The organism is Pseudomonas soli, from assembly GCF_900110655.1.
In the GTDB taxonomy this organism is placed as follows: domain Bacteria; phylum Pseudomonadota; class Gammaproteobacteria; order Pseudomonadales; family Pseudomonadaceae; genus Aquipseudomonas; species Aquipseudomonas soli.
This window is the reverse complement of sequence record NZ_FOEQ01000011.1, coordinates 112,789-134,953: the sequence shown is the minus strand read 5'-3', so window position 1 is coordinate 134,953 and position 22,165 is coordinate 112,789. Positions and strand designations below refer to the sequence as shown.

Here is a 22,165-nt window from a genome sequence, read left to right as displayed (position 1 = left end):
TCACCATTGCCCGTAGGGCACGTTGTTCAGGCCCTTGCCGCTGGCCTTGGAATACACGTCGAACACATCCTCGCCTTCGCGTGGGCTGTCGGCCGCACTGTCATAGGCGCGCAGGCCCCAGCCACCCTGGTCGTCGTCCTTGGCGGTGCGCAGCGGGTCGTGGGGGATGCGGCGCAGGAAATAGAACTTCGCGCCTTTGGCGCTGCGCACATCGCGCACGCCATCCACCAGCACCTGCAGGCTCGGCGGATAACCGCTGGCGTTCAGGCGCTTCTCGATGTAGCCGGCGTCGAAGGCACGCTTGTAGGCATCGATGGCGTCGCGGATCTGGTACAGCGCCTCGCGCAGCTGCTGCTCCTTGCCCCGGCGCACCACGGTCTCGGTCAGGGGCGCGGCCATGCTGGCGAGCAAGCCGAGCAGCGCCAGGGTCAGCACCACCTCGATCAGGCTGAAACCCTGCTGGCGGCGTGTCATGGCCGTGGCCTCGCGGCTGCTGGCACCACGGCCATCTGCCCCTCGACCAGCGGTGCGGCGGCCGGCTCGTCAGCCGGGGCGTCGGCGGGCAGCGCGCTGGCCGGTGCCGGTTGCGCCAGCTGGCGCACCTGCAGGGCCGATTCGGTGCCGGTGGCGAACTCCATGTCCGACGGGCTCTGGTACGGCAGGTTGCGCACGATGCGCGGGGTGATCGCCAGCACCAGTTCGGACTTGCTCATGTCGTCCTTGTTGCTGCCGAACAGCCGGCCCAGGCCGGGAATGTCGCCCAGCCCCGGGATCTTGTTGCCGCTGGCGTTGTGATCGTTGCGCACCAGGCCGGCCAGTACCTGGGTCTCGCCATCGTGCAGGCGCAGGCTGGTCTGGGCGTTGCGGGTATCGACCTGGACCGGGATGGTGCCCTGGCGGGTGGCCTCCAGGGGCGTGGCGTTGCTCACTTCCAGGGCCACCTTGATCGCCACCTCGTTGTTCAGGTGCACGGTGGGCTGCACTTCGAGCTTGAGGCCGACATCCAGGTAGGTGACGCTTTCGGTGATCACCGGGCCTTGGGTCGAGGGCACCGAGGTGGCGCTGATGATCGGCACCCGCTGGCCGATGTGGATGCGCGCCTGTTCGCGGTTGCTGACCCGGATCACCGGGCTTGCCAGGGTGTTGATGTCCTTGTCCTGGGCATTGATCTTGGCCTGCGGCGCCGGCGAGATGCTGATGCGGCTGGAGTCGATGCCACGCAACTGGTCGAGCACGCTGACCGACTTGCCGTCGCTGGTCAGCACGCCGAAGGTGTTGGGCCATTGCAGGCCGAGGTCGAGGATGCGCGAGGTGGCCACTTCCATCACTTCCACTTCCAGCACCACCTCGGGGTTGGACTGGTCCTGGGACTGCAGCAGCTTCTCGGCCATGCGTACGGCGTCGGGGGTGTCGCGCATGGTCAGGGTGTTGAGGCGCTCGTCGACGAACACGTCGCGGGTCTTGAGCATGGTCTTGACCATGTTCAGCGCGGTGTTGGCGTCGATGCTGGTCAGGTAGAAGGTGCGCATGACCAGTTCCTGGTAGTCCTTGGTCTTCTGCGGCGAGTCCGGGTAGAGCAGCAAGGTGTTGTCGTTGACGATCTTCTGGCGCAGCTGGTTCTGCTCCAGCAGCAGGGCCACGGCGTCCTCGATGCGCACCTCGCGCACGAAGATGGTGGCCTTCATGTCCGGGCGCAGGTCCTTGTCGAAGATGAAGTTGATCCCGGCGACCTGGGCCAGCACCTCGAAGATGGTCTTCAGGTCGGCATCGCGAAACTCCAGGGTGACCGGGCGCTCCAGCTTGCTGCGCAGTTGCGGGTACGGCGTGGCGGTACGGGCCTGGACGTTCTCGATGTCGCTGCGCAGCATCTGGCCCTTCTGGTTTTGCGGGTCGAGGCGCAGCACCTCGCGCATGTAGCGCTCGGCGCCGAACAGGTCGCCCTGGCGCAGTGCCGCCTGGCCAAGGGCGACACGGTCGTCGAGGGTGCGGATCAGCTCCAGCTGGCGGATGCCCTCCTGGGCGCGGCGGTTGTTCGCCTCGATGGTCAGCACCCGGCCGTAGCCCATGCGCGCGCCGGCGAAGTCATGGCGCACGCGGTCGCTGTCGGCCTGGGTCAGCAGCGCCTCGACCGCGGCCTGGCGGCCGTGGGCCAGGGCGATGTTCAGCTCGGTGTCGCGCGGATCTTCGCGCAGGGCTTCTTCCAGGCGAGCGATGCCGGCCTCGTACTGACCCTCTTTGATCAGTTCCTGGCTGTCCTTGCGCACGGCGCTGGTGCCGCATCCGGCGATGGCCACGCACAGGGCCAGGAGCACGAACGGCGCAGGCTTGCACAACTTCGACGGTTTCATGGTGCGCTCCCGACAGACAGGGTCTGTGGCTGATGCAGTGGCAGGTAGACCAGGCTCAACTCGGTGGCCGAAACACGGTCCAGACGGTAGGTGTCGTCGATCACATCACCCTGGCGCACGACGTAGAGCTTCTCGCCGCTCTGCAGGAAGATCTGCAGGTCGTCGCGCTCACCCATGCGACCGATGAAACGAAACGGCAGCGTCGGGGCGGCAGCTGCGGCGGGCTCCGGGGTGGTGACCACGGGTTGTTCGGTGACGGTGGCCAGGGCCTGGGGTGGGGTCCATTGCTGGCTGGGGAACAGGTCGCGTGAAAGGCTTTTGGCTTCATCGCGAGGCAAGCTCGCTGCCACGTTCGTGGGTGTCGGGTGTGGGCGGGTTTTCTCCGCGACAGGGCCTGCCAGCTCATTCTCCCCCACGCCGAACCAGTGCCCCGGCGCCCACGCCAGCGCCGCGCTCAACCCCAGGAAACCGGCCCACATCACCGCACGCTGAGTGTTCATCACGACCTCGACAGGTAAAGGGTCATGCGCACACGACCGGTCAGTTCCCGGTCACCGATCCGCTTGCGTTGCAGTTCCAGGTCTTCCAGCACCAGCGTCGGCAACTGGCCGAGCAGCGCCTTGAGGAAGCCACGGATCTGCGGGTAGCTGCCGCGCACCGGCAGGACGATCTGGTAGCGCGCCAGCTGGGTCTTCGGGTCCACGCCCAGGGCGTACTCGCCACGGGCCAAGCTGATGCGCTCGGCACTGGCCAGGTGGTACAGGCGCTCGATCAGCTCGCTGGCCTGGGGCTGGCCGGGCAGTTGTTGGCGCAGGTCGTCCAGCGCCTGCTGCTCGGGCTTGGCCTGCACCTTGAGCTCGCCACGCGCCAGGCGCTGCACCTGGGCACTGGCATCGGCTTCGTTGGCACGCAGTTCGCGGACCGCCTGCCACTGGGGCAGCACCCCGGCCAGGGCGACCGCCAGGGCCAGGCCGCCGACCAGCACCGCGGCCAGCCCTGCCCGGCCCAGGCGCCGCAGCGCTTCATGGACGATCAGGCTACGGACGCGCATGGCCGGTCTCCCAGGTAGCGGTGAGGTTGAAGCGCACCGGATGCTCGACCTGCCCGGCCACCACCTCGTGGTTGAGTAGCGACACGTCTGACAGCTCGGCGCTGCGCTCCAGGCGCTGGTGGTACTGCAGCATGGCCTCGAGGTTGCGCGCCTCGGCACTGATGCGTACCTGGCCCTTGCGGGCATCGGGGGTCAGGCTGAGCAGCGCCACGTCCTCCTGCGGCATCGCCTCGAGCATGGCGAACAGCTGCTGCCATGGCCGCTGCAACTGCTGCGAGACGCTGCGCATCTGCGCCAGGCGCTCGGCCTGCTCGCGGATCACCGCGCTGCTCTGCACCGCGGCGGTGGCCGGGCGCCGGCCGAGCTTGAGTTCGAGTTGGTGCACGCGGCTTTCCAGGTGCACCTGCTCGCTCACCAGTTGCTGCTGGGCCAGCACCAGCACAGCCAGCACGGCGCCGCCGAGGGCGAGCAACGACCAGGCCAGGGGGCTGCTGTGACGGGGTTGGAATTCCAGGTCGAGGCGGCGCATGTCAGGCCACCGCTCGCCACATGGCGCACAACGGATCGGATTCGGCACTGGCGGCGCACAGCTGTACCGCGGCCATTTGCGAGGCCGCCGTGCGCCCCGGGGCATGCAGGTACACCCGAGGCAGCTGCTCGCCATACAGTTCGCAGGTACGCTCGATCAGCGCCTGCAGCGCCTGGTCGTTATCGGCGCAGCCCTGGGCCAGCACCTGCTGCCAGGCACCGCCTGAAGCCAGCAGCAGTACGCTGCGGCGCGGTTCGGCCAGCACGAAGAGGAAGTCGCCTTGGGTCAGTTGCGCCGAGCAGCGGTTGTAGGCGGCCATCAGGTACGGCTGCACCGAGCGCAGGCTCAGGCGATTTTCCCGCCCCAGGGCCTGCAGGCCTTGAAGCAAAGCTTCGGGCAGCGCGGTGGCGATGCGCGCAGCGCCCGCCGGCTCCGGCGAAAGCACAATGCGCCAGTCATCCAGAGGCTGCCCGTAGAGGTTCTCGAAGCAGGCCCGTGCATAGGCGTCGAGTTCGCTCGGTGTACCAATGGCATCACTCCAGGGCACCAGACAGAAGCGGCTGTAGCGGGCCGAGAGCAGCACGCGCAACTGCGCGCCGCGTGCCGGATGCTCACCCAGCAGCCCGGCCAGGGCCTGCAGTGCCGGGGCCCAGGCCGGCTGGGCGGCGTCGCAGGCAAACGCGCGACTGCCCAGCCATTGATGCTGCCGGCCGTGCCAATGGCCCAGGCCGACACCCTCGGCGCCCAGCACCGCGCAATACCGATCAGGCGATAAATGTGACACGGTTGATCTCCTCGAGTGTGGTACGGCCATCGCGGACCAGGTCCAGGGCCGAGGCGCGCAGCAGGCGCAGGCCACGTTGGCAGGCCAGCTGCTTGATCTGCGACAGCGGGCGACGTTCGACGATCATCTGCCGCAGGTCGTCGTCCAGGTGCAGCAGTTCGGCAATCGCGCTGCGCCCGCGGTAGCCGCTGCCACGGCACTGGCCGCAACCCTGGGCACGCACGAAGCGCCAGCCGGCCACCGCGTCACGGGCCAGGCCCGAGGCGGCCAGCAAGTCGTCATCCGGCTCGCTGGCCTGCGCGCAGTGCGGGCAGGCCAGGCGCACCAGGCGTTGGGCCAGCACGGCATTGAGCGCCGAGACGAAGCTATAGGGATCGACCTGCATCTGGCTGAAGCGGCCGATCACGTCGAATACGTTGTTGGCGTGGATGGTGGTGAACACCAGGTGTCCGGTGAGCGCCGATTGCACGGCGATCTGGGCGGTGTCCGGGTCGCGGATCTCGCCGACCAGGATCTTGTCCGGGTCGTGGCGCAGGATTGAGCGCAGGCCACGGGCGAAGGTCAGGCCCTTCTTCTCGTTGACCGGGATCTGCAACACGCCGGGCAACTGGTACTCGACCGGGTCTTCGATGGTGATGATCTTGTCCATGCCATGGTTGATCTCGCTGAGCATGGCGTAGAGGGTGGTGGTCTTGCCGCTGCCGGTGGGGCCGGTGACCAGGATCATGCCATAGGGCTCGGCGGCCAGCCGGCGCAGGGCCTGCAAGGTTTGCGTCTCGAAGCCCAGGGCCTGCAGCTGCACGCCGCTGACCTGGTCGGACAGGTCCTGCTTGTCCAGCACCCGCAGCACCGCGTCCTCGCCGAAGATGCTCGGCATGATCGAGACGCGGAAATCGATCTGCCGCTCGCCGATGGCCACCTTGAAGCGACCGTCCTGGGGCACGCGTTTCTCGCCGATGTCCAGCTCGGCCATCACCTTGATCCGCGAGATCACCTGTTCGGCGAAGGCGCTGCCGCTGGCCTTGCCGGCACCGTTGAGCACGCCGTCGATGCGGTACTTGATGGTCAAGCCCTGGCCGGTCATGCCTAAGTGGATGTCGCTGGCGTGCAGCTTGAGGGCGTCGTACAGGGTGGAGTTGACCAGCTTGACCACGCGGCTCTGGTCTTCGCTGATGCTGGTCAGCGACAGGCGCTGCAGCGGGTCGGCCTCGTTGCCGGGTTCAGCCTCGTGACCGAGGGCATCGACGGCGTGGAAGCTTTCCTCGTGGCGGGCCAGGAACGCGGCCAGGTCGGCGGCGTGGGCCAGGTACAGCGGCGCGCCCTGAAGACAATCGTCAATCCAGGCCAGGCGAGCGCTGTCGAAGGGGTCGGCGAACACACCGACCCGCTCGCCGTCGTGTTCGACCAGGGCGAATTCGTGTTTCAGGCACTGCGCCAGGCTGACCCGGTCAAAGGCCGGGGCGCAGGCGAACAGGGCCTGGGTGGCGAGCACCGGGTAATGCAGGGTGGTGGCCAGGCGCTGGGTGAAAGTGGCCGGGGTGTCGCTGGACAGGTGTTCCAGGAAGGCCAGCAGGCGCTCTTGGCCGGCTTGCTGGCGGGCCTGGGCCAGGAGGTCGCGGGAGTATGGAAGATAAAGGGTCGCCTGTTCCGGATTGCCGGCGACGAGGCCTTTACTGCTTGCATCGAATGCCTGGGACATGGCCTGCGACTCCGCTCAGGGGCGGCGCCGCGGGCTTGGGGGCCTTGGGCGCCGCTATTCCCCGGTGAGCAGTTGTTCGTCGTCAGGTTCGGTGGGCTTGCCGCCATTGCGTCGGCGGTCGGCCAGGACCCAGCTGCCATCGTACAACTGCAAGGGGAACGACTCGTTCCTGTTCTGGCGTCGTTCGACGTACCCTTCGGCCGGCTGGTCGGTGCTTCTGCGCTGGCGCTCGATGCCCATCAGGTCGAAGACGGCGCGGGCCAGTTCCATCAGCGGGAACGGCTTGAACAGGACATGGGTCACACCCAGTTCGGCGGCCCGCTCACGGACCTCGGCGGTCGGGTGGGCGGTGATCAGCACGAAATGGCATTGCCTGTTCCTGCGCACGGTCTCCAGGACCTGAAACCCCTCCATGTCGGGCAAGCGGTAATCCAGCACGATCACGTCCGGTGCCTGTCTCTCGGCCTCTTCGATACCCGTGGCACCGTCGTGGGCGAGATGGACCTCCAGGCCTTGCGCCTGCAGATAAGCTTGCAGGTTCTGCGCAAGGGTCTGTTCGTCATCGACTACCAATACTCTGTTCACCAAGGTCCACTCCCATGAACTGCCCGGTTTCCCGGTCTGCGAAGTGCGGCCTTGTAGAGGCTTGAGCAGGCTTCGTGCCAGGCATGAAAAATCAGTGCTTACCGCTTTCAAGTCGTTGATATCGTTGAAGCTTGTCTGTCACCTCAGAGCTTGCGGGCTGGTCGTTCCCCATATCCGGGGAAGATGATGGCACATTGCCCGGAGGCGTTTCCCCCAACAATGGGGAATGCCCTGCCCGCCCCCTCAGTCGGCGCGCTCCACTGTAGCGGAATCACGCAAACGTTGGCGTACGGCTTGCCGGGCCTGACCCTGGAGTTGTGCGACGAGCGCGTCCCTGGCCAGGCGCAGGCCGTGTTCTGGTAGGACAGAAGTATTATCACTTTGGTTCTGCATTCCTTGCAGTCTTTGCCAGTTGGCCTGATGGAAGGCTGCAACTTCGGCGCTGCTGGGTTCTTCGACCGCGCTCAGCCGGGCGAAAACCTGCTGTGCGGCCATCTCATGTCGAGTGTAGTCAGCGAAGCCTGCCCGATCGAAGCCGGCTTGCGCCAGGCGCTGCTCGAACACCGCAGGGCTGCCGAAGGCCGCCTCGACCTCGCCGACCCGCGCCGTCACCTGCGCATCGCTGATGTCTATGCCCTGGCGCTGGGCCTCCTGCCAGAGCAGTTCCTTGTCGATCAGTTCATCCAGGGCCTGCGCGCGCAGGCGCTGGTAAAGGTTGGGGTTGCGGATGCTCGCCACCGCCCGCCCCTGGGCCTGGAGGTATTCGCTGAAGTAGCGCTCCAGGCGCAGCACCCCGATCTCCACGCCATTGACCCGCGCCGCTGGGGTGTCGGCGTGGCTGGCCAGGGCGAGCAGCGACAACAGGCAGGCAATCAGGGTGCGCATGGTGATCTTCTCCTGAATCTCAAAGGCTGTCCGGCACCGCTCGGTATGGTGCCACTTCAGTGAAACCAGGGCCCGGCAGGCTTACCTCCACCACATGTGCACCTGTCATGCCCTGGCGGCGTCCGGGACCGAAACCCAGCAACGGCGTGAGGCCGGTATCGATGTCATGCAACTGCTCCAGGGCGACCAACAACTGCTCACGGCTGGCGTCACGCCCGATCTGCTTCAAGGCTTCGACCAGCAGCTGCCAGGCGCACAGGGTACTGACCTGCAACGACGCCTGGCGTGGCTCCAGCCCCTGGCGCAACTGCACCCCGGCAAGGGTCGCCCGGCCTTGCGCGGTCCAGTCGCCGGGGACGAAGGGATAGGCCAGCAGTACCCGCCGCGACCATGATGGTGGCAATCCCGGCACGGCGCCGGCCACCTGGCCCGAGGCGGCGAACAGGTAGGGGTTGCGCCCGCTCGCCTGCAGGCTCGACGCCAGCGCGGTGAATGCCTGGGCGTGGCCGAGGAAGAGGATGCCCTCGCCATCCGGGGCCTGGCCCATGAACGCCAGGGGCGGCGCGGTAGCGAACCCCAGTTGACGCAAACGCTGCAGCAGCACCTGCGCCGCATCGGCCTGCTCTGCGCCGGCATACACCACCCGCAAGGCTGCGGGCGCCAGGCCAAGGGCATCACGGGCATGCAGCGCCACGCTGAGCAATTGCCCGGGCACGCCCGGCAAGGGATCGAACACCTGCCCGTTGCCACCGCTACGTGGCGTGGCACCGATCAGCGGCAGGCCGGCCCGCTCCAGCTGGCGGCTGTCGAGCAGTGGCGCCAGGGGGGCGACCAGGGCGAACACCCGTTCTCGTTGCATCAGCGTGTCCAATGCCTGTGCGGTGCTGACCGGGTCCTGCCCTGGGTCCAGCGCGACCAGCTGCAGGCGTCGCCCATGGATACCCCCCTGCTGGTTCAACTGCGCGACGCCATCCTCCAGCACTGCCCGCACCGTCCGCCCGGCCTCGGCCAGCGGCCCCTGCTCGGGCAGCAAGGTGCCCAGGCGCAAGGTGCCCTCCTCCACGCCGGGGTCGCGGTCCTCACCCAGGCGCTTGAGGTAGGCGGTGAGATTGCGTTGGTCGGCCAGGCTCAGGTCGAAGCGTGGCATCGCCGGGTCGAGGCGATTGCCGGCGGGGTCGGTGCCGCTGCGGATGACCCGCGCCAGGCTGGCATCGGTGTAGGCCGGGTAGCGCCGGTTGTTGGCCTCGCGGTTGCCAGGGCCAAGGGCCAGGCGCTGCCAGTCCAGGCTCGGCGGGCGCACTCCGCCTTCGCTGCGGCCGCGCCCGTCGTTGCCATGGCAACCGGCGCAGGGCAGCACGCTGGCCGGGACACTCATGTCGCCGGGGCCGACCCGGGCCAGCAACTGGGCGTCGCTGCTGGAGACGCCTTCGCGGTAGAGGCGTTTGCCGGCGAGTTCCTGTTCGCTAAGTTGCACCGCCCCGCTCAGGCACCAACACAACATGAGCAGGACCAACTTGAGAGCGGCGGTCATGATGTCAGCGCCCCGCCAACGGCTGTACCAGCAGTTGCATGCGCTGGGCGATCGCTGCAGGCGGCGCGTCCGGGCGAATCTTGCTCCAGCGCTTGCCCGCCACGTCACCGGCAATCAACTGCGTCGAGTGCTGCTCGGGGCTGGGCAGGAACTGGCCCAACCGCCCCAGCACCAGGTCGACACTGGCCTTGTCGCCGGTCAGGAACAGCCAGTTCGGCCCATCCACCCCCTGCTTCTGCGCAAACGCCTTGAGCACCTCTGGCGTGTCGTTCAGAGGGTCGCTGCTCAGCGACACGAACGTCACTTGCGCCGCCAGTGCCGGCCCCATGGCCTCGCGCACCTCGCGCAATTTGCGAGTGATCAGCGGGCAGGCATCGTTGCAGTGGGTGAAGATCACGTTGAGCATCACCACCTTGTTCTTGAGCACATCGCTGTAGAAACGCAGCTCGCGGCCATCCTGGTCCTTGAGCACGGTGTCGGTGAACCAGGTCTGCGCATCGCGGGTGCCACCGCCGCTGGTCATGGGCTGCGGCGCCGGTTGTGGCGTCGGCGCATGGCCCTCGTGGGCGAACGCCACCGAGGCGAGGATCCACAGGCAGACGCCGAGCACCAGCCAGTCGAGACTGCGCATGCTGGCATGGCGGGAAGTGTGGGCGCTCATGGCTGTGCCTCCTGGCCGGCGATGGCCGTGCTCTTGGCATGCACCCGGCGCGCGCTCAGGCGGTTGACCTCGCCGATCAACACATTGGGGTCGGTGAAGCCGTAGAAGCGCGTCCAGTGCCCGCTGCGCCCGTCACCCACCAGGATCAACGGCGGGTGTTCGCTGAGGTTGGCGCTGAAGCTGCCGAGCCCCTTGAGCGTTTCGCTGATGGCATAGGGCGAACCGGTCACCCAGCTCCACCCCGGCCCGTGCTGGAATGCCCGGGCGTAGCCGGCCAGGCGCCTGGAGTCGTCACGCTGTGGATCGACGCTGATCGACACCAGGCGGATCTCTTCGCCCACTCGCCCGCCCAGTTGCTGCTGGACCTTGCTCATGATCGAAGACACCACCGGGCACACCGTGGTGCAACTGGTGTAGATGAAACCCATGACCACCAGATGATCGCCAACCAAGTCCTTTTCCAGGCGCACCGGCATGCCATCCTGGTCGAGCAGCGCCACATCGGCGAAGCGCACGCTGGCTTTCTCCTGGTGAGCGGCCGGCGGTTGCTCGGGAGCGCCGCCGTGATCGTGGCCGGCGTGGGCCAGCGCCAGGTTGCTGGCCAGCAGCAGGCTCAGGCCCAGCAGTTTTCCACCATGCAGACGGTTCATCGCACACTCCTGGGTTCCCCTTGGGAAGCGGTGGGCTCTGCTGCGGCCGGCAGGACGCGCAGGCTGGTGTAGTTTTCTTCGGTGAAAGCACGCCCTAGGCTCGGCGACTGCACGTGCAGGTACCAGGCGCCGGCCTCGGCAAGCTCCAGCGGCGCCTGGTAGAGCCCCTCGCCCACTTCGACCAGCGCCACGTTGCGCGGCAGCGACGAAGGCGCCAGGAAGTAGCGCAGGCTCAGGTCGCCAAGCCCCAGGCGCGGCTTGCCGTCCTCGCCGACAATACGCACCCTGGCCAGGTACGGGGTGTGCTGCAGCAGCGGCTGGTCGGTGCCGATGAACTCGGCGTGGGCCCGCTTGGCCCTTCCCGACTGCGGCAACGCCGCGACATCGGTGCTGAAGCAGTGGATGATCTGCGGCTGGTTGAGCAGGAACGCCACATCGAAGGTGCCGGAGGCCGGCAGCTTCACCGTCGAGCCGTACACGCCGGGCGCCAGCTCGCGCAGACTGCGGTCGATGACCAGCGCGGCGCGGGCCTGGTGGCCGCGGTTGTTATAGCCCGACATCGGCGCGTTCATGCCCTCGGCATAGAAGTAGGTAGTGTTGTCCACCGGGTTGACCACGAACACCGCATTGTCGTCGCGGGAAATGCTCACCCCCTGGGCCAACGGCAGGTCGCCGGCCTGGCGCGGCGCCGCCGGGCCAGCCTCGAAGCCCTGGACAATCGGCTCGCGCCCCTGCCCGAGGCTCGCCAGGTTGATCATGCTCACCTTCGGCGAAGCCAGCCCACGCACATAGGCGTAGGCCTTGGTGAAGGTCAGTTGGTACGGCTCGGCTGCCACCGGGATGCGATGGAGCAGCTGGTCGGTACTGGCATCGATCACCAGCGCCTGGTTCTCCAGGGTGTTGAGCACCACGCCGTAACGACCATCCTGGCTGAAGCGCATCGGCCCCAGGCCCTGTTCGGCCTTGACCATGTGGCGCAGGGTGTGGCTGCGGGCGTCGATCACCCGCACCGTGCCCTCCTGGCCATCGACCACGTACACCGCCTGCGACAGCGGCGAATAGGCCACCGACAACGGGTGCGGACCGACCTCGAGGGTATTCACCAGGCGCATCTGCGCGGTGTCGATGACGCTCAGGGTGCCGCCATCGCGGTTGCTGACGAAGACAAAGCGCGAGTCGGCGCTGAAGGCGATCTCGTGGTGGCCGGAGCCGGTGGCGAACGACTTGAGCGTGGTGCGGCTGGGCACATCGATCACCGTCACCCCGCCCTTGGCCGGGTCATGGCTGTTGTTGCCCACCCACAGCAGGCGCTGGTCCGGTTGCAGCGCCACCCGCAGCGGCTGCTCGCCGGCCTCGAGGGTGGCCACGCGGGTAAATGTCTCGGTGTCGATCAAGGCCACCTGGTTACGCTCGGGCATGGACACGAACACCTGCTTGTCATCGCCGCTGGCCACCCAGTCCATGGGGCGCCCCGGAAGGTCGATGCGCGCCAGCGTGCTGGTGACCCCACCCACCGACACGGTCGGGTCGATCACCGTCAGGCTGGCATCCTTGTTCAGCACCAGCAGGAAGTAGCTGTTCAGGTCGAGCAAAGGGCGAGCGCCGATGCTGCTCTTGAGAAACAGTGCCACGCGCGCCTTGCAGCTGCTGTCGCGGTCACCGACCGGTGCCGACTGCGCAGGGTCGAGCCAGGCGCCGGGGGCCATGCCCGACAGCGGCTGGCCACTGCTCTGGTCGCTGACCTTGAAACGGATATTGGCAAAGTCGCCCTCGCGCAGTTCGCCGCCGGCCAGGGGCCGCGCCTCGAACTCCACGGTGACGCCGTCGCGGCTGAGGGTGTGCAGGGCCTGGGGATCGGCGGCTTCCTGCAGCAGTTCGCGGGGGTCGCACCAGAGCTTTTCGTAGGCCACGCCGAGGCCGATCAGCGCGGTGCCCAGCAGCAAGCCCAGGTATGCAGGGCGAAGCTTGCGGTTCATGCCGGCACGCATGGGGTAGCGCCTTCGAGGGGAATGATCATGCTGCACCTCCACAGGACTCACGGGTTCTGTGGAGGGTGAAAGCAAGCGTTATGCCATCAATAACATTGTTTGAAATCAGAGTGTTGGAGAAACAAGTGGAAGGTATTGGGGAGGCTGCCCCAAACACGGGGGCGCTTTGCGCCCCCTCTTTCAGACCTGATGCCCCATACCCAGTTCGGCATCGTCCATCAACGCCTTGGCCAAGGCGCTGAGATAGTGAGCGGCCCAGACCATGCGCGGGTCGCTCTCCATCACCCCGACCAGGGTCAGGTGACGTACGCAGTCCATCAGTTCCGATGACTGTTCGCGGGCGTGCTGACAGGGAATGCCGGGCTCAATGCAGAACAGCGGTTGGGTGTTGTTTTCGCCTTGGTAGAAGCGGGTCTTGCCGGCGGTGGTATGAGGGTCTTCTGGCGTCATGGGATCTCCTTGAAAAGGGCTTTGCCTGGCTGGCCTTATCGCGGGTCAAGCCCACGTTTCGAGTTCCAGCTGAGTTCAAAGCGTGAGGGCGGGCTTGCCCCGCGATGGGCCGGCCCGGCAACTCATACTCAGTGCAGGGTTGGCGACTGCGTGGTCATCTGTAACTGCGCCAATGCCGAATCCAGTAGCGTGCGCACTGCCTCCATCTCATGCAGTGCGGCCAGTACCAACATCGAACCGGGAGAGCGGGAGATGAGTGCGACGGATTGTTGCGCAACGGCCAGGGCGCAGAGCACGTGTTCGGTGGTCTGGACCAGGGTGTCTTCAAGGAAGGTGGGTGGGTCGGGGACGATCTTGAGCATAAACAGTTCCTGATGTGGGCAACCATCCACGCTGCTGTCAAACAGATGGTGGCAGCTGTGCATAGGTTGACAGACCGGAGGAACTGAAAAGACCGGCGCACGCGAGCGTGCCCTATGCACAGCCACCCTTGCAGGTGAAACTATGTTGCTTTCAGTTCATCGCAGCCTGTCAAAGCTGCGTCGCTGATGTGCAGCGACCCGGCGAGACTAGATGCCCTTGGAATGAAAAAAAAGCGGTCGGAGTATGTTTGGGAAATGGCCTACAAGGAAGCGGTTAAGTCTGATGTTTCAGGGGGAACGACTGCGCCAGGGCAGCCAAGTGTAAGACGACAAATCTTGCGGCGCTCGGTCTCATAGGCGCTGCAAGGGTTACGGCGAACACCTGTGGCCATCACGCGTTCACTGGCTCCGAAACAACCACAATACGTACCACGTAGTATGTAATTATTTCTAATTCACCACTGATGAAGACATACACAGGACCCTCGACTCTCCACACTCATCCGCCGCAAACACACCATTCACCGATCAGCCGCGCAGCCTCCTCCGAAGAGATCAAGGCAGTGTCGACCGTAAACGGCACCTCTTCCCACGACTCGTACTCATGATTCACCACCGAGGCCCAGGTCAGAGGCATCAAGCCCGGAATATCGACCTCACGGCGCTCGACTCTGCGCCGGTGCTCCACCTTATCGGAACAAATCACCAGGACATCCACCAACCGAATGCCTGCCCGTGTCGCCACATCGCGCCACGCCGCCCGGCTCTCGGCCACGGGATTGACACAGTCGGCGATCACCGTGCGACCAAGTCGCAGGTTGTCGAGCGCCAGTTCAAAGGCCACCAGGTAGCCGCTACGCCCGACCTCCCCGGCCAGCTCGCCGGAACGTCGAAGGGCTTGCTCGAGGGTGTCGATACGTAGATAGACCGCACCGAACCTTGCGGCCAGGTGCTTGGCGATGGTGCTTTTCCCGGTACCGGGCAAGCCGCTGAAGACGATGAGCATTGACTGTCCTTGAATGAGTGGATGCCGAGCAACCAAGCCCCTGTCGAATCACTGCCTGGCCTGAGGCTCCCCGAGGCTGCTGCCCTCGGCAGTGAGCCGGGGCAACAGGTAATCGAGCAACGTCCGGACCTTGGGCAACCCTTCTCGCCTTTTCAGCCAGACCAGGTTCATCGGCAACCCCTGTGAGGTGAGCTGCGGCAACACCTCGACCAGCGTGCCACGCTCGATATGACTCCGGGTCAGCCAGGTCGGCAGCTGGCCGATGCCCAGGCCCGCCAGTACCGCGCCAAGCATGCCTTCGCCATCGCCGATGGCCAGGTGTGGCTGGACGATCCGCTGCCTGACCTCGCCCGGCAGGCCGCCGCCCAGGTACCACGGCGTGACCAGGCCTGTAGCCTCGCCATAGCCGATGCACAGGTGGCGCTCCAGGGCTTGCTCATCCTGTGGCGTGCCATGCCGCGTCAGATAGTCGGGCGAGGCGCAGAACGCCAGGCGCTGGGCACCGAAATACTGGTGCCCCAGAGCCGCGGGCCAGGCTTGCCCGCCGCCGATTCGCACAAGAATGTCCACGCCCTCCTGCACCGGATCGATGTAGCGGTCGGAAAACGATACATGCGGCTGCAACCGCGGATGGGCCTGAGTGAACGCTACGATCAGCGGCAGCACATGCAGTCGGCCAAATGCGGCTGGCAGGTCGATCCGTACCTTGCCATGAGGCGCATCGCTTTCGGCGAAGATAGCCTGCTCGGCCTCTTCCAGATCAGCCAGCACGCCGGTGCAGGTCTTGTAGAACAGCACGCCCGCCTCGGTCAGCGACAACCTGCGGGTGGTGCGGTTGAACAATCGCGCCCCCAGGCGCACCTCCAGCCGCGCCACCCCCTTGCTCACCGCCGACCCACTGAGACTAAGGCGCTCGGCGGCGGCGCTGAAACTGCCCATTTCGGCCACCGCGACAAAGACGTCGATTCCCTTCAACCGTTCGGATGCGTACATCAGCTACTCCATTGATGACGAAAATTCCGCTACCTGCGGAATTTATCGCCCAGATCGATCCCGGGTTCTCCAATAGGCTACGGCAAAAGCAAGGTGGCCCCAAGCGCCTGCCTGCCCTCCGTTTACCTGACCAGGGACCTGGATCATGACAACTGAAACGCAACCAGCACAGCACACCGAAACCGGCCGCTTGCTACCGGTGGCCACCGCGGTGTTCCTCGGCCTGATGACCATGGGCATGCCGCTGGCCAGCGTGCCGCTGTGGGTCCATGGGCAGTTGGGCCACGGCATGCTCGTGGTGGGGTGTGTAATGGGCGTCGAGTCGCTGGCCACCCTGCTCACCCGTCATTTCGCCGGGACCGCTGCCGACCGTCGCGGCCCGAAACGGACGGTGGTTATGGGCCTGCTGGGCAGCGCGGCCTCCGGCCTCTGCTACCTGGTGGCCGCGCAACTGCAGGATGCCCCTGCGGCCAGTCTGGCAGCCATCATCACCGGGCGAATCGCCATGGGCTTTGCCCAGAGCCTGCTGTTTACCGGTGGCAGCACCTGGCCGATCGCTCTGTTCGGCGCAGAGCAGGCCGGCAAGGCGCTGTCCTGGATTGGTATCGCCATGTTCGCCGGTATTGCCTGCGGCGCGGCGGTGGCAGCGCAGTTGGGTGAAGTCGCAAGCTTTGCCTGGGTGTCGGCGGTGACGGCGATCATTCCGCTGCTCGGCCTGCTGATTGCACTGCGCACGCCGGCGGCCCGCCTCGTCCACACACCGGGCGCATCGATGCCCCTGGCGGCGCTGCTGGCTCGGATCTGGCGCCCCGGTCTGGTGTTCGCGCTGGCGACCGTGGCCTATGTGTCGGTCTCGTCGTTCATCACGCTCACCTACGCGCACCATCAGTGGAGCGGCGCCGGCTATGCCCTCGCCGCCTTCGGTGCGGGTTACGTCTGCGCCCGCCTGTTGTTCGGCACTCGGGTGGACAGCACCGGGGGGCCGGGCATGGCCTTGTCGATGCTGGCCATCGAGGCCATCGGCCAGTTGCTGTTGTGGCTGGCGGCGAGCCCCGTCCAGGCGATGCTCGGGGCGGTACTGAGCGGCTTCGGCGTGTCGATGATCTATCCCTTGCTGGCATTGGTGGCGCTGCGTGCGGTGCCATTGCACAGCCTGGGACTGGCCATTGGTTTGTATGACGCCTGCTTCGATATTTCCATCGGCCTGGCGGCGCCGCTGGCCGGTTTGCTCGCCCGCCAGGAAGGGGTACCTGCGGTATTCCTGATCGGCGTACTGGCCTCGCTCGCGGCGATGCTGGCCGCGCCCTGCGCCTATCGCAACGCGATCGATACCCCCCGGGCCAGATGCTCGCGCAACCACTGATGCGCAGGATCGCGGTGCACCCGCTCCGGCCACAGCATCAGCATCTCGAAGCCCGGCACCGCCAGGGGTGCCTCCACCACCGCGAGAGCCGGGTTCCCGGCCACCAGGCGCTGCGGCAGCATGGCCACCAGGTCGCTATCGACCAGCATGGCCGCAAGACCCGAGAAACGCGGTACCGACAGCACCACGTTGCGCGCCAGGCCCTGTTTGGCCAGGGCGTCGTCGGTGGGGCCGCTGAAGCCACCGCCGTCGGGTGAGACGATCACATGCTCCAGCGCGCAGAACTGCTTGAGCGTCGGCCTGCGCCTGAGTCGCGGATGATCGGCGCGCCCGGCCAGCACGTAGCGGTCAGCGAACAACAGGCGCTGGCGCAAACCGGGCGGCGCATCGATGGCTATGTGGAAAGCCAGGTCCAGCTCGCCCTGCTCGGCCTTGCGCACCAGCGTCGGCGGGTTCATGTCGACGATCGCCAGGCGCGTGCCGGGGGCGGCCGCACGCAGTGGGCCCAGCGCAGGGCGCAAGATGGTCGCTTCGGTGTAATCGGTCGCGGCCACCCGCCAGGTCAGTTGTGCCTGGGACGGGTCGAATGGTCGCTCGGCGGCGATGGCCAGGCGTAGCGCCTCCAGGGCCTGGCTCAACGGCCCACGAAGCGCCAGGGCGCGGGCGGTCGGGCGCATGCCGCGGGCACCCGGCAACAGCAACGGATCGCCCAGCGCATCACGCAGTCGTGCCAGCTGCACGCTGACCGTCGGTTGGGCGAGGTGCAGGCGTTCGGCGGCGCGGGTGACGTTGAGCTCGGCGAGCAACGCGTCGAGGGTAACCAGCAGGTTCAGGTCCAGACTTCGCAAGGAATCATGCATGGCAATACCTGCAATTCAATCTATTCATTTCACCAATATGCAGGGTATCCGCATGCTTTGACCATCCCCTACCGGAGCCCGACCATGAACATCCTGATCGTCTACGCCCATCCCGAACCCCGCTCGCTCAATGCCGCCCTCAAGGACTTCGCCGTCCGCCACCTCGAAGGCCAGGGTCACCATGTCCAGGTCTCGGACCTCTATGCCATGAAGTTCAAGGCTGTGCTGGACGCCGACGACAGCGTTGAACACCCCGCCGGCGAGCGCTTCAACCCCTCCGACGCCTCGCGCCGGGCGTTCGCCGAAGGCACCCAGGCGGCCGACATCGTCGCCGAGCAGGCCAAGCTGCAGTGGGCCGACGCGGTGATCCTGCAGTTTCCTCTCTGGTGGTTCGGCCTGCCAGCGATCCTCAAGGGCTGGGTCGAGCGCGTGTACGCCTATGGCTTCGCCTACGGCGTCGGCGAGCACTCCGACCGGCACTGGGGAGATCGCTATGGCGAGGGCCGGATGGCGGGTAAGCGCGCCATGCTGATGGTCAGCATGGGCGGTTGGGCCTCGCATTACAGCGAGCGCGGCATCAACGGCCCGCTCGACGACATCCTGTTTCCCATCCAGCACGGCATCCTGTTCTACCCGGGGTTCGAGGTGCTGCCGCCGTTTGCGGTGTATCGCACCAGCCGGGTCGACGACTCGGGCTTCGCGGCAGCCTGTGGGGCGCTGGGCCAGCGGCTCGATGGCTTGTGGAGTGATGCGCCCATCCCGTTCCGGCGGCAGAACGGCGGGGATTATGCGATTCCGGCGTTGACCCTGCGGCCAGAGCTTGCACCTGGTCGGGACAGATTAGGCTTGCATGTTGCCGACGACGTACTGGCAACAGCGGTCTAGCGAGAGACACCAGGTGTCCGCCGCAGCTCTGACGCCGAACACCTGGTTGCCCGGCTCCCGATAGCGCTTGAGCATCATCAGCCAGTCGCACTGACACAATTATTTTCACTGTATTGCATAATGAAATATTTAATGTCATGTTCTTCTCCGTGCCCAGGCCCCTCCCAAGCAAGGCCCTGGACGGTACGCCCCACCCACCGGAGTCAAGAACATGAACAAGACAGGACTTCTCGGCGCGCTGGCACTCTGTGCCTGCAGCGCCTTCGCCCAGGCCGACGACGCCAGCCTGCGCATCGGCATCGAGGCCGCCTACCCGCCCTTCTCCTACCGCACCCCAGAAGGTGAGCTCGCCGGCTTTGACTACGACATCGGCAACGCGCTGTGCGCGCAGATGCAGGTCAAGTGCCAGTGGGTGATCCAGGAGTTCGACGGCATGATCCCGTCGCTGAAGGTACGCAAGATAGACGCCGTGCTGTCGTCGATGTCGATCACCGAGGATCGCTTGAAATCGGTCGATTTCACCGACAAGTACTACCACACCCCCGGCAAGTTCGCGATGAAGGCCGGCAGCCGCCTGGAAACCCCGGCGGTGGACCTCAAGGGCCGCAAAGTGGGCGTGCAGCGCGCCTCGACCTACGACCGCTTCGCCACCGAACAACTGGAACCGGCGGGCGTCGAGATCGTGCGCTACGCCTCGCAGAACGAAGCCTTCCTCGACCTGGTTTCCGGGCGCCTGGACGCCACCCTCGCCGATATCGTCAACACCGAGGAGAGCTTCATCAAGACCCCGGCGGGCCAAGGCTTCGCCCTGGTCGGCCCGGACATCGGCGACCCGCACTATTTCGGCCGCGGCGCCGGGATTGCCGTGCGCAAGGGCGACAGCGCCAACCTCGCGCGGCTCAACGCCGCCATCGCCGCGATCCGCGCCAACGGCACCTACCAGGAGGTGCAGCGCAAGTACTTCCCATTCGACATCTACGGCCAGTAACGCCGGCTGACGAGGGTTTTCATCATGCTTCATGGCTATGGATCGAGCATTCTCGATGGAGCCTGGCTGAGCGTCAGCCTGGCACTGCTGGCGATGGCATTGGCCATCGGCCTGGGCCTGTTCGGTGCGGCCTGCCGTTTGTCACCGTTGCGATGGCTGGCGGCACTGGGCGAGGTCTATGCCACGGTGGTACGCGGCATCCCCGACCTGGTGCTGATCCTGCTGGTGTTCTATGGCGGCCAGGACCTGGTCAATCGCCTGGCACTGGCGCTGGGCTACCAACAGTACATCGACATCAACCCGTTTGTTGCCGGGGTATGCACCATGGGCTTCATCTTCGGCGCCTACCTCTCGGAGACCTTTCGCGGCGCCTTCCTGGCGATCCCCAAGGGCCAGGCCGAGGCTGGCGCCGCCTACGGCATGAGCGGCCTGCAAGTGTTCTGGCGGATCAGCCTGCCGCAGATGGTGCGCCTGGCGCTGCCGGGCTTCACCAACAACTGGCTGGTGCTGACCAAGTCCACCGCGCTGATCTCGGTGATCGGCCTGCAGGACATGATGTTCAAGGCCAAGAACGCCGCCGACGCCACCCACCAGCCGTTCACCTTCTTCCTCGCCGTGGCCGCGCTGTACCTGCTGCTGACCAGTGTGTCGCTGCTGCTGTTGCGCGGCGTGGAACAACGTTACTCGGTCGGCTTCAAAGCCGCCGAACTCTAGGGGAGCCGCCCGATGACGCTCGACTATCAACTGATCTGGCAGAACCTGCCGCTGTACCTGAACGGCGTTGCCCTGACCCTCAAGGTGCTGCTGATTTCGCTGACCTGCGGCCTGGCGCTGGCGATCCCCCTGGCGCTGATGCGTGTCTCGCGCACCTGCCTGCTGCGCTACCCCGCCTGGCTCTACACCTACGTGATCCGCGGCACGCCGATGCTGGTGCAGCTGTTCCTGGTGTACTACGGCCTGGCCCAGTTCGAGGCCGTGCGCCAGAGCCCGCTATGGCCGTACCTGTCCAGCGCGACGTTCTGCACCTGCCTTGCCTTCGCCATCAACACCAGCGCCTACAGCGCCGAGCTGCTGGCCGGGAGCCTGCGCTCGACGCCCCGGGGCGAGGTCGAGGCCGCCCGCGCCATGGGCATGTCACGCCTGACGCTGTACCGGCGCATCCTGCTGCCTTCGGCCTTGCGCCGCGCCCTGCCGCAGTACAGCAACGAGGTACTGATGATGCTGCAGACCACCAGCCTGGCGTCGATCGTCACCCTGGTCGACATCACCGGCGCGGCGAAGACCTTCAACGCACGCTACTACCTGCCTTTCGAGGCCTTCATCACCGCCGGGCTGATCTACCTGGCCCTGACGTTCATGCTGGTGCGCCTGTTCAAGCTGGCCGAGCGCCACTGGCTGGCCTACCTGGCCCCGCGCAAGCACTAAGGAGCTTTCATGCAGCACATTGACCATACCCTGCCCTGGAGCGCCTGCGGCACCGAGCGTTCGCTGCGCGTGCTGCGCTTTGGCAGCGGCCCGCGCAAGGCCTATATCCAGGCTTCGCTGCACGCCGATGAACTGCCCGGGATGCGCGTGGCCATCGAACTCAAGCGCAGGTTGCTGGAGCTCGAGGCGCAGGGCCGGCTGGACGCGGTGATCGAACTGGTGCCCCTGGCCAACCCGATCGGTATCGGCCAGATGTTCCAGGCCACCCACCAGGGCCGTTTCGAGTTCAACAGCGGCAAGAACTTCAATCGCGATTTCCCGGCGCTGACCGAAGCGCTGGCCGCGCACCTGGAAGGCCGCCTGGGCGGCGATGCCCAGGCCAACGTCACGACCATCCGCCAGGCCATGCTCGAACTCCTCGACGAACTGCCCGCGCCGCACTCGGAGCTCGATGGCCTGCGCCGCCTGCTGCTGCGCCACGCCTGCGACGCCGACCTGGTGCTGGACCTGCACTGCGATTTCGAATCGGTGATGCTGCTGTACGCCATGCCGCAGCACTGGGCGCAGTTGCGGCCGCTGGCGGCGCGCCTCGGCGCACAAGCGGCGCTGCTGGCCGAAGGCGCCGGTGGCGATGCCTTCGACGAAGCCTGCGCCGCGCCCTGGCTGCACCTGCGCGAGTACTTCCCCGAGGCCGAGATTCCCCTGGCCTGCGTGGCGACCACCATCGAGTTGCGCGGCATGGCCGACACCGAACGCGAGCAATGCCAGGCCAGCGCCGAGCAGATCCTCGGCTACCTCGCCGACCAGGGCATGATTCGCGGCCCGTGGCCGGCCGCCCCGGAAAACTGCTGCCAACCCACGCCCTTCGCCGGCGCGCAATACGCCTACGCCGAGCACCCGGGCGTGGTCAGCTACCTGCAGCCGCTGGGCGCGCAGGTGCGCGTGGGCGATCCGCTGTTCGAAGTGCTCGACCCGCTCAGCGACCGCCACAGCGTGGTCAGGGCCACCACCGACGGCATCCTCTACGCCCGTGAACGCCTGCGCTTCGCCCAGCCCGGCCTGTGGCTGGCCAAGGTCGCCGGCAACACCTCCATCCGCCAAGGTCGCCTGCTCAGCGACTGA

The 22,165-nt window shown here is 66.4% G+C and carries 24 protein-coding genes; 6 read left to right on the top strand and 18 right to left on the bottom strand.

From position 1 onward, the window contains the following. From BMY03_RS20980 to BMY03_RS20900, 17 genes are all read right to left on the bottom strand, one after another. The gene (locus BMY03_RS20980; protein ID WP_038706099.1) at nt 1-474 is read right to left on the bottom strand and encodes a type II secretion system protein; all 474 of its coding nucleotides are present in this window, start codon (nt 472-474) and stop codon (nt 1-3) included. Beyond that, a complete protein-coding gene (locus tag BMY03_RS20975; RefSeq protein ID WP_038706098.1) occupies nt 471-2,348 on the bottom strand; it encodes a secretin N-terminal domain-containing protein in 1,878 nt (625 codons plus the stop codon). Before BMY03_RS20975 ends, BMY03_RS20980 begins: the two co-directional genes overlap by 4 nt. Next, nucleotides 2,345-2,848: a hypothetical protein gene (locus tag BMY03_RS20970; RefSeq protein ID WP_023632988.1), complete on the bottom strand. Its 504-nt coding sequence runs from the start codon at nt 2,846-2,848 to the stop codon at nt 2,345-2,347. The genes BMY03_RS20975 and BMY03_RS20970 overlap by 4 nt, the downstream gene beginning before the upstream one ends. Continuing rightward, a complete protein-coding gene (gene pilO, locus BMY03_RS20965; RefSeq protein WP_038706097.1) occupies nt 2,848-3,399 on the bottom strand; it encodes a type 4a pilus biogenesis protein PilO in 552 nt (183 codons plus the stop codon). The genes BMY03_RS20970 and pilO overlap by 1 nt, the downstream gene beginning before the upstream one ends. After that, entirely contained in the window at nt 3,386-3,928 is a 543-nt protein-coding gene (locus BMY03_RS20960; RefSeq protein WP_094012182.1) for a pilus assembly protein, read from the bottom strand. Before BMY03_RS20960 ends, pilO begins: the two co-directional genes overlap by 14 nt. A gap of 1 nt (nt 3,929) precedes the next feature. Continuing rightward, nucleotides 3,930-4,712: a hypothetical protein gene (locus tag BMY03_RS20955; protein WP_038706095.1), complete on the bottom strand. Its 783-nt coding sequence runs from the start codon at nt 4,710-4,712 to the stop codon at nt 3,930-3,932. Further along, the gene (locus BMY03_RS20950; protein ID WP_094012181.1) at nt 4,693-6,411 is read right to left on the bottom strand and encodes a GspE/PulE family protein; all 1,719 of its coding nucleotides are present in this window, start codon (nt 6,409-6,411) and stop codon (nt 4,693-4,695) included. Before BMY03_RS20950 ends, BMY03_RS20955 begins: the two co-directional genes overlap by 20 nt. Before the next feature lie 54 nt (nt 6,412-6,465). Continuing rightward, nucleotides 6,466-6,999, bottom strand: coding sequence for a response regulator (locus tag BMY03_RS20945; protein WP_023631301.1), 534 nt, complete (start codon nt 6,997-6,999; stop codon nt 6,466-6,468). 240 nt (nt 7,000-7,239) lie between these two features. Continuing rightward, nucleotides 7,240-7,881, bottom strand: coding sequence for a SurA N-terminal domain-containing protein (locus BMY03_RS20940; RefSeq protein ID WP_046855696.1), 642 nt, complete (start codon nt 7,879-7,881; stop codon nt 7,240-7,242). Between the two features lie 19 nt (nt 7,882-7,900). Beyond that, on the bottom strand, nt 7,901-9,382 hold the full coding sequence (locus tag BMY03_RS20935) for a cytochrome c/ABC transporter substrate-binding protein (protein WP_425311899.1): 1,482 nt from the start codon (nt 9,380-9,382) through the stop codon (nt 7,901-7,903). A 34-nt stretch (nt 9,383-9,416) separates the two neighbouring features. Further along, complete coding sequence (locus BMY03_RS20930; protein WP_094012179.1) at nt 9,417-10,073, bottom strand: SCO family protein; 657 nt, start codon at nt 10,071-10,073, stop codon at nt 9,417-9,419. Next, nucleotides 10,070-10,723 (bottom strand): SCO family protein, encoded by a 654-nt coding sequence (locus BMY03_RS20925; protein WP_094012178.1) that lies wholly within the window; start codon nt 10,721-10,723, stop codon nt 10,070-10,072. Before BMY03_RS20925 ends, BMY03_RS20930 begins: the two co-directional genes overlap by 4 nt. Beyond that, nucleotides 10,720-12,699 carry a cytochrome D1 domain-containing protein gene (locus BMY03_RS20920; protein ID WP_094012212.1) on the bottom strand — a complete coding sequence of 660 codons (1,980 nt, stop codon included), beginning with the start codon at nt 12,697-12,699 and terminating at the stop codon, nt 10,720-10,722. The genes BMY03_RS20925 and BMY03_RS20920 overlap by 4 nt, the downstream gene beginning before the upstream one ends. Before the next feature lie 192 nt (nt 12,700-12,891). Beyond that, a complete protein-coding gene (locus tag BMY03_RS20915; protein ID WP_094012177.1) occupies nt 12,892-13,161 on the bottom strand; it encodes a DUF3077 domain-containing protein in 270 nt (89 codons plus the stop codon). 128 nt (nt 13,162-13,289) lie between these two features. Next, complete coding sequence (locus BMY03_RS20910) at nt 13,290-13,523, bottom strand: hypothetical protein (protein ID WP_094012176.1); 234 nt, start codon at nt 13,521-13,523, stop codon at nt 13,290-13,292. Between the two features lie 499 nt (nt 13,524-14,022). Further along, nucleotides 14,023-14,529 carry a P-loop nucleotide/nucleoside kinase family protein gene (locus tag BMY03_RS20905; RefSeq protein WP_094012175.1) on the bottom strand — a complete coding sequence of 169 codons (507 nt, stop codon included), beginning with the start codon at nt 14,527-14,529 and terminating at the stop codon, nt 14,023-14,025. A 48-nt stretch (nt 14,530-14,577) separates the two neighbouring features. Next, nucleotides 14,578-15,522: a LysR family transcriptional regulator gene (locus tag BMY03_RS20900; protein WP_094012174.1), complete on the bottom strand. Its 945-nt coding sequence runs from the start codon at nt 15,520-15,522 to the stop codon at nt 14,578-14,580. A gap of 145 nt (nt 15,523-15,667) precedes the next feature. Between BMY03_RS20900 and BMY03_RS20895 the strand changes: the two genes are divergently transcribed. Next, nucleotides 15,668-16,885, top strand: coding sequence for an MFS transporter (locus BMY03_RS20895; RefSeq protein ID WP_094012173.1), 1,218 nt, complete (start codon nt 15,668-15,670; stop codon nt 16,883-16,885). Here the strand turns inward: BMY03_RS20895 and BMY03_RS20890 are convergent. After that, complete coding sequence (locus BMY03_RS20890) at nt 16,834-17,745, bottom strand: LysR family transcriptional regulator (RefSeq protein WP_094012172.1); 912 nt, start codon at nt 17,743-17,745, stop codon at nt 16,834-16,836. The two genes, BMY03_RS20895 and BMY03_RS20890, sit on opposite strands and share 52 nt — an antisense overlap. A gap of 84 nt (nt 17,746-17,829) precedes the next feature. Here BMY03_RS20890 and BMY03_RS20885 point away from each other — a divergent pair, with 84 nt between their 5' ends. The 5 genes from BMY03_RS20885 (at nt 17,830) to BMY03_RS20865 (ending at nt 22,165) form a co-directional block, all read left to right on the top strand. Continuing rightward, nucleotides 17,830-18,630: an NAD(P)H-dependent oxidoreductase gene (locus BMY03_RS20885; RefSeq protein WP_094012171.1), complete on the top strand. Its 801-nt coding sequence runs from the start codon at nt 17,830-17,832 to the stop codon at nt 18,628-18,630. 211 nt (nt 18,631-18,841) lie between these two features. Then, a complete protein-coding gene (locus tag BMY03_RS20880) occupies nt 18,842-19,618 on the top strand; it encodes an ABC transporter substrate-binding protein (RefSeq protein ID WP_094012170.1) in 777 nt (258 codons plus the stop codon). Between the two features lie 24 nt (nt 19,619-19,642). Beyond that, nucleotides 19,643-20,332, top strand: a complete 690-nt coding sequence (locus BMY03_RS20875) for an ABC transporter permease (RefSeq protein ID WP_094012169.1) — start codon at nt 19,643-19,645, stop codon at nt 20,330-20,332. Between the two features lie 12 nt (nt 20,333-20,344). Further along, nucleotides 20,345-21,043 carry an ABC transporter permease gene (locus BMY03_RS20870; RefSeq protein ID WP_094012168.1) on the top strand — a complete coding sequence of 233 codons (699 nt, stop codon included), beginning with the start codon at nt 20,345-20,347 and terminating at the stop codon, nt 21,041-21,043. A 9-nt stretch (nt 21,044-21,052) separates the two neighbouring features. Next, nucleotides 21,053-22,165, top strand: a complete 1,113-nt coding sequence (locus BMY03_RS20865) for a succinylglutamate desuccinylase/aspartoacylase family protein (RefSeq protein WP_094012167.1) — start codon at nt 21,053-21,055, stop codon at nt 22,163-22,165.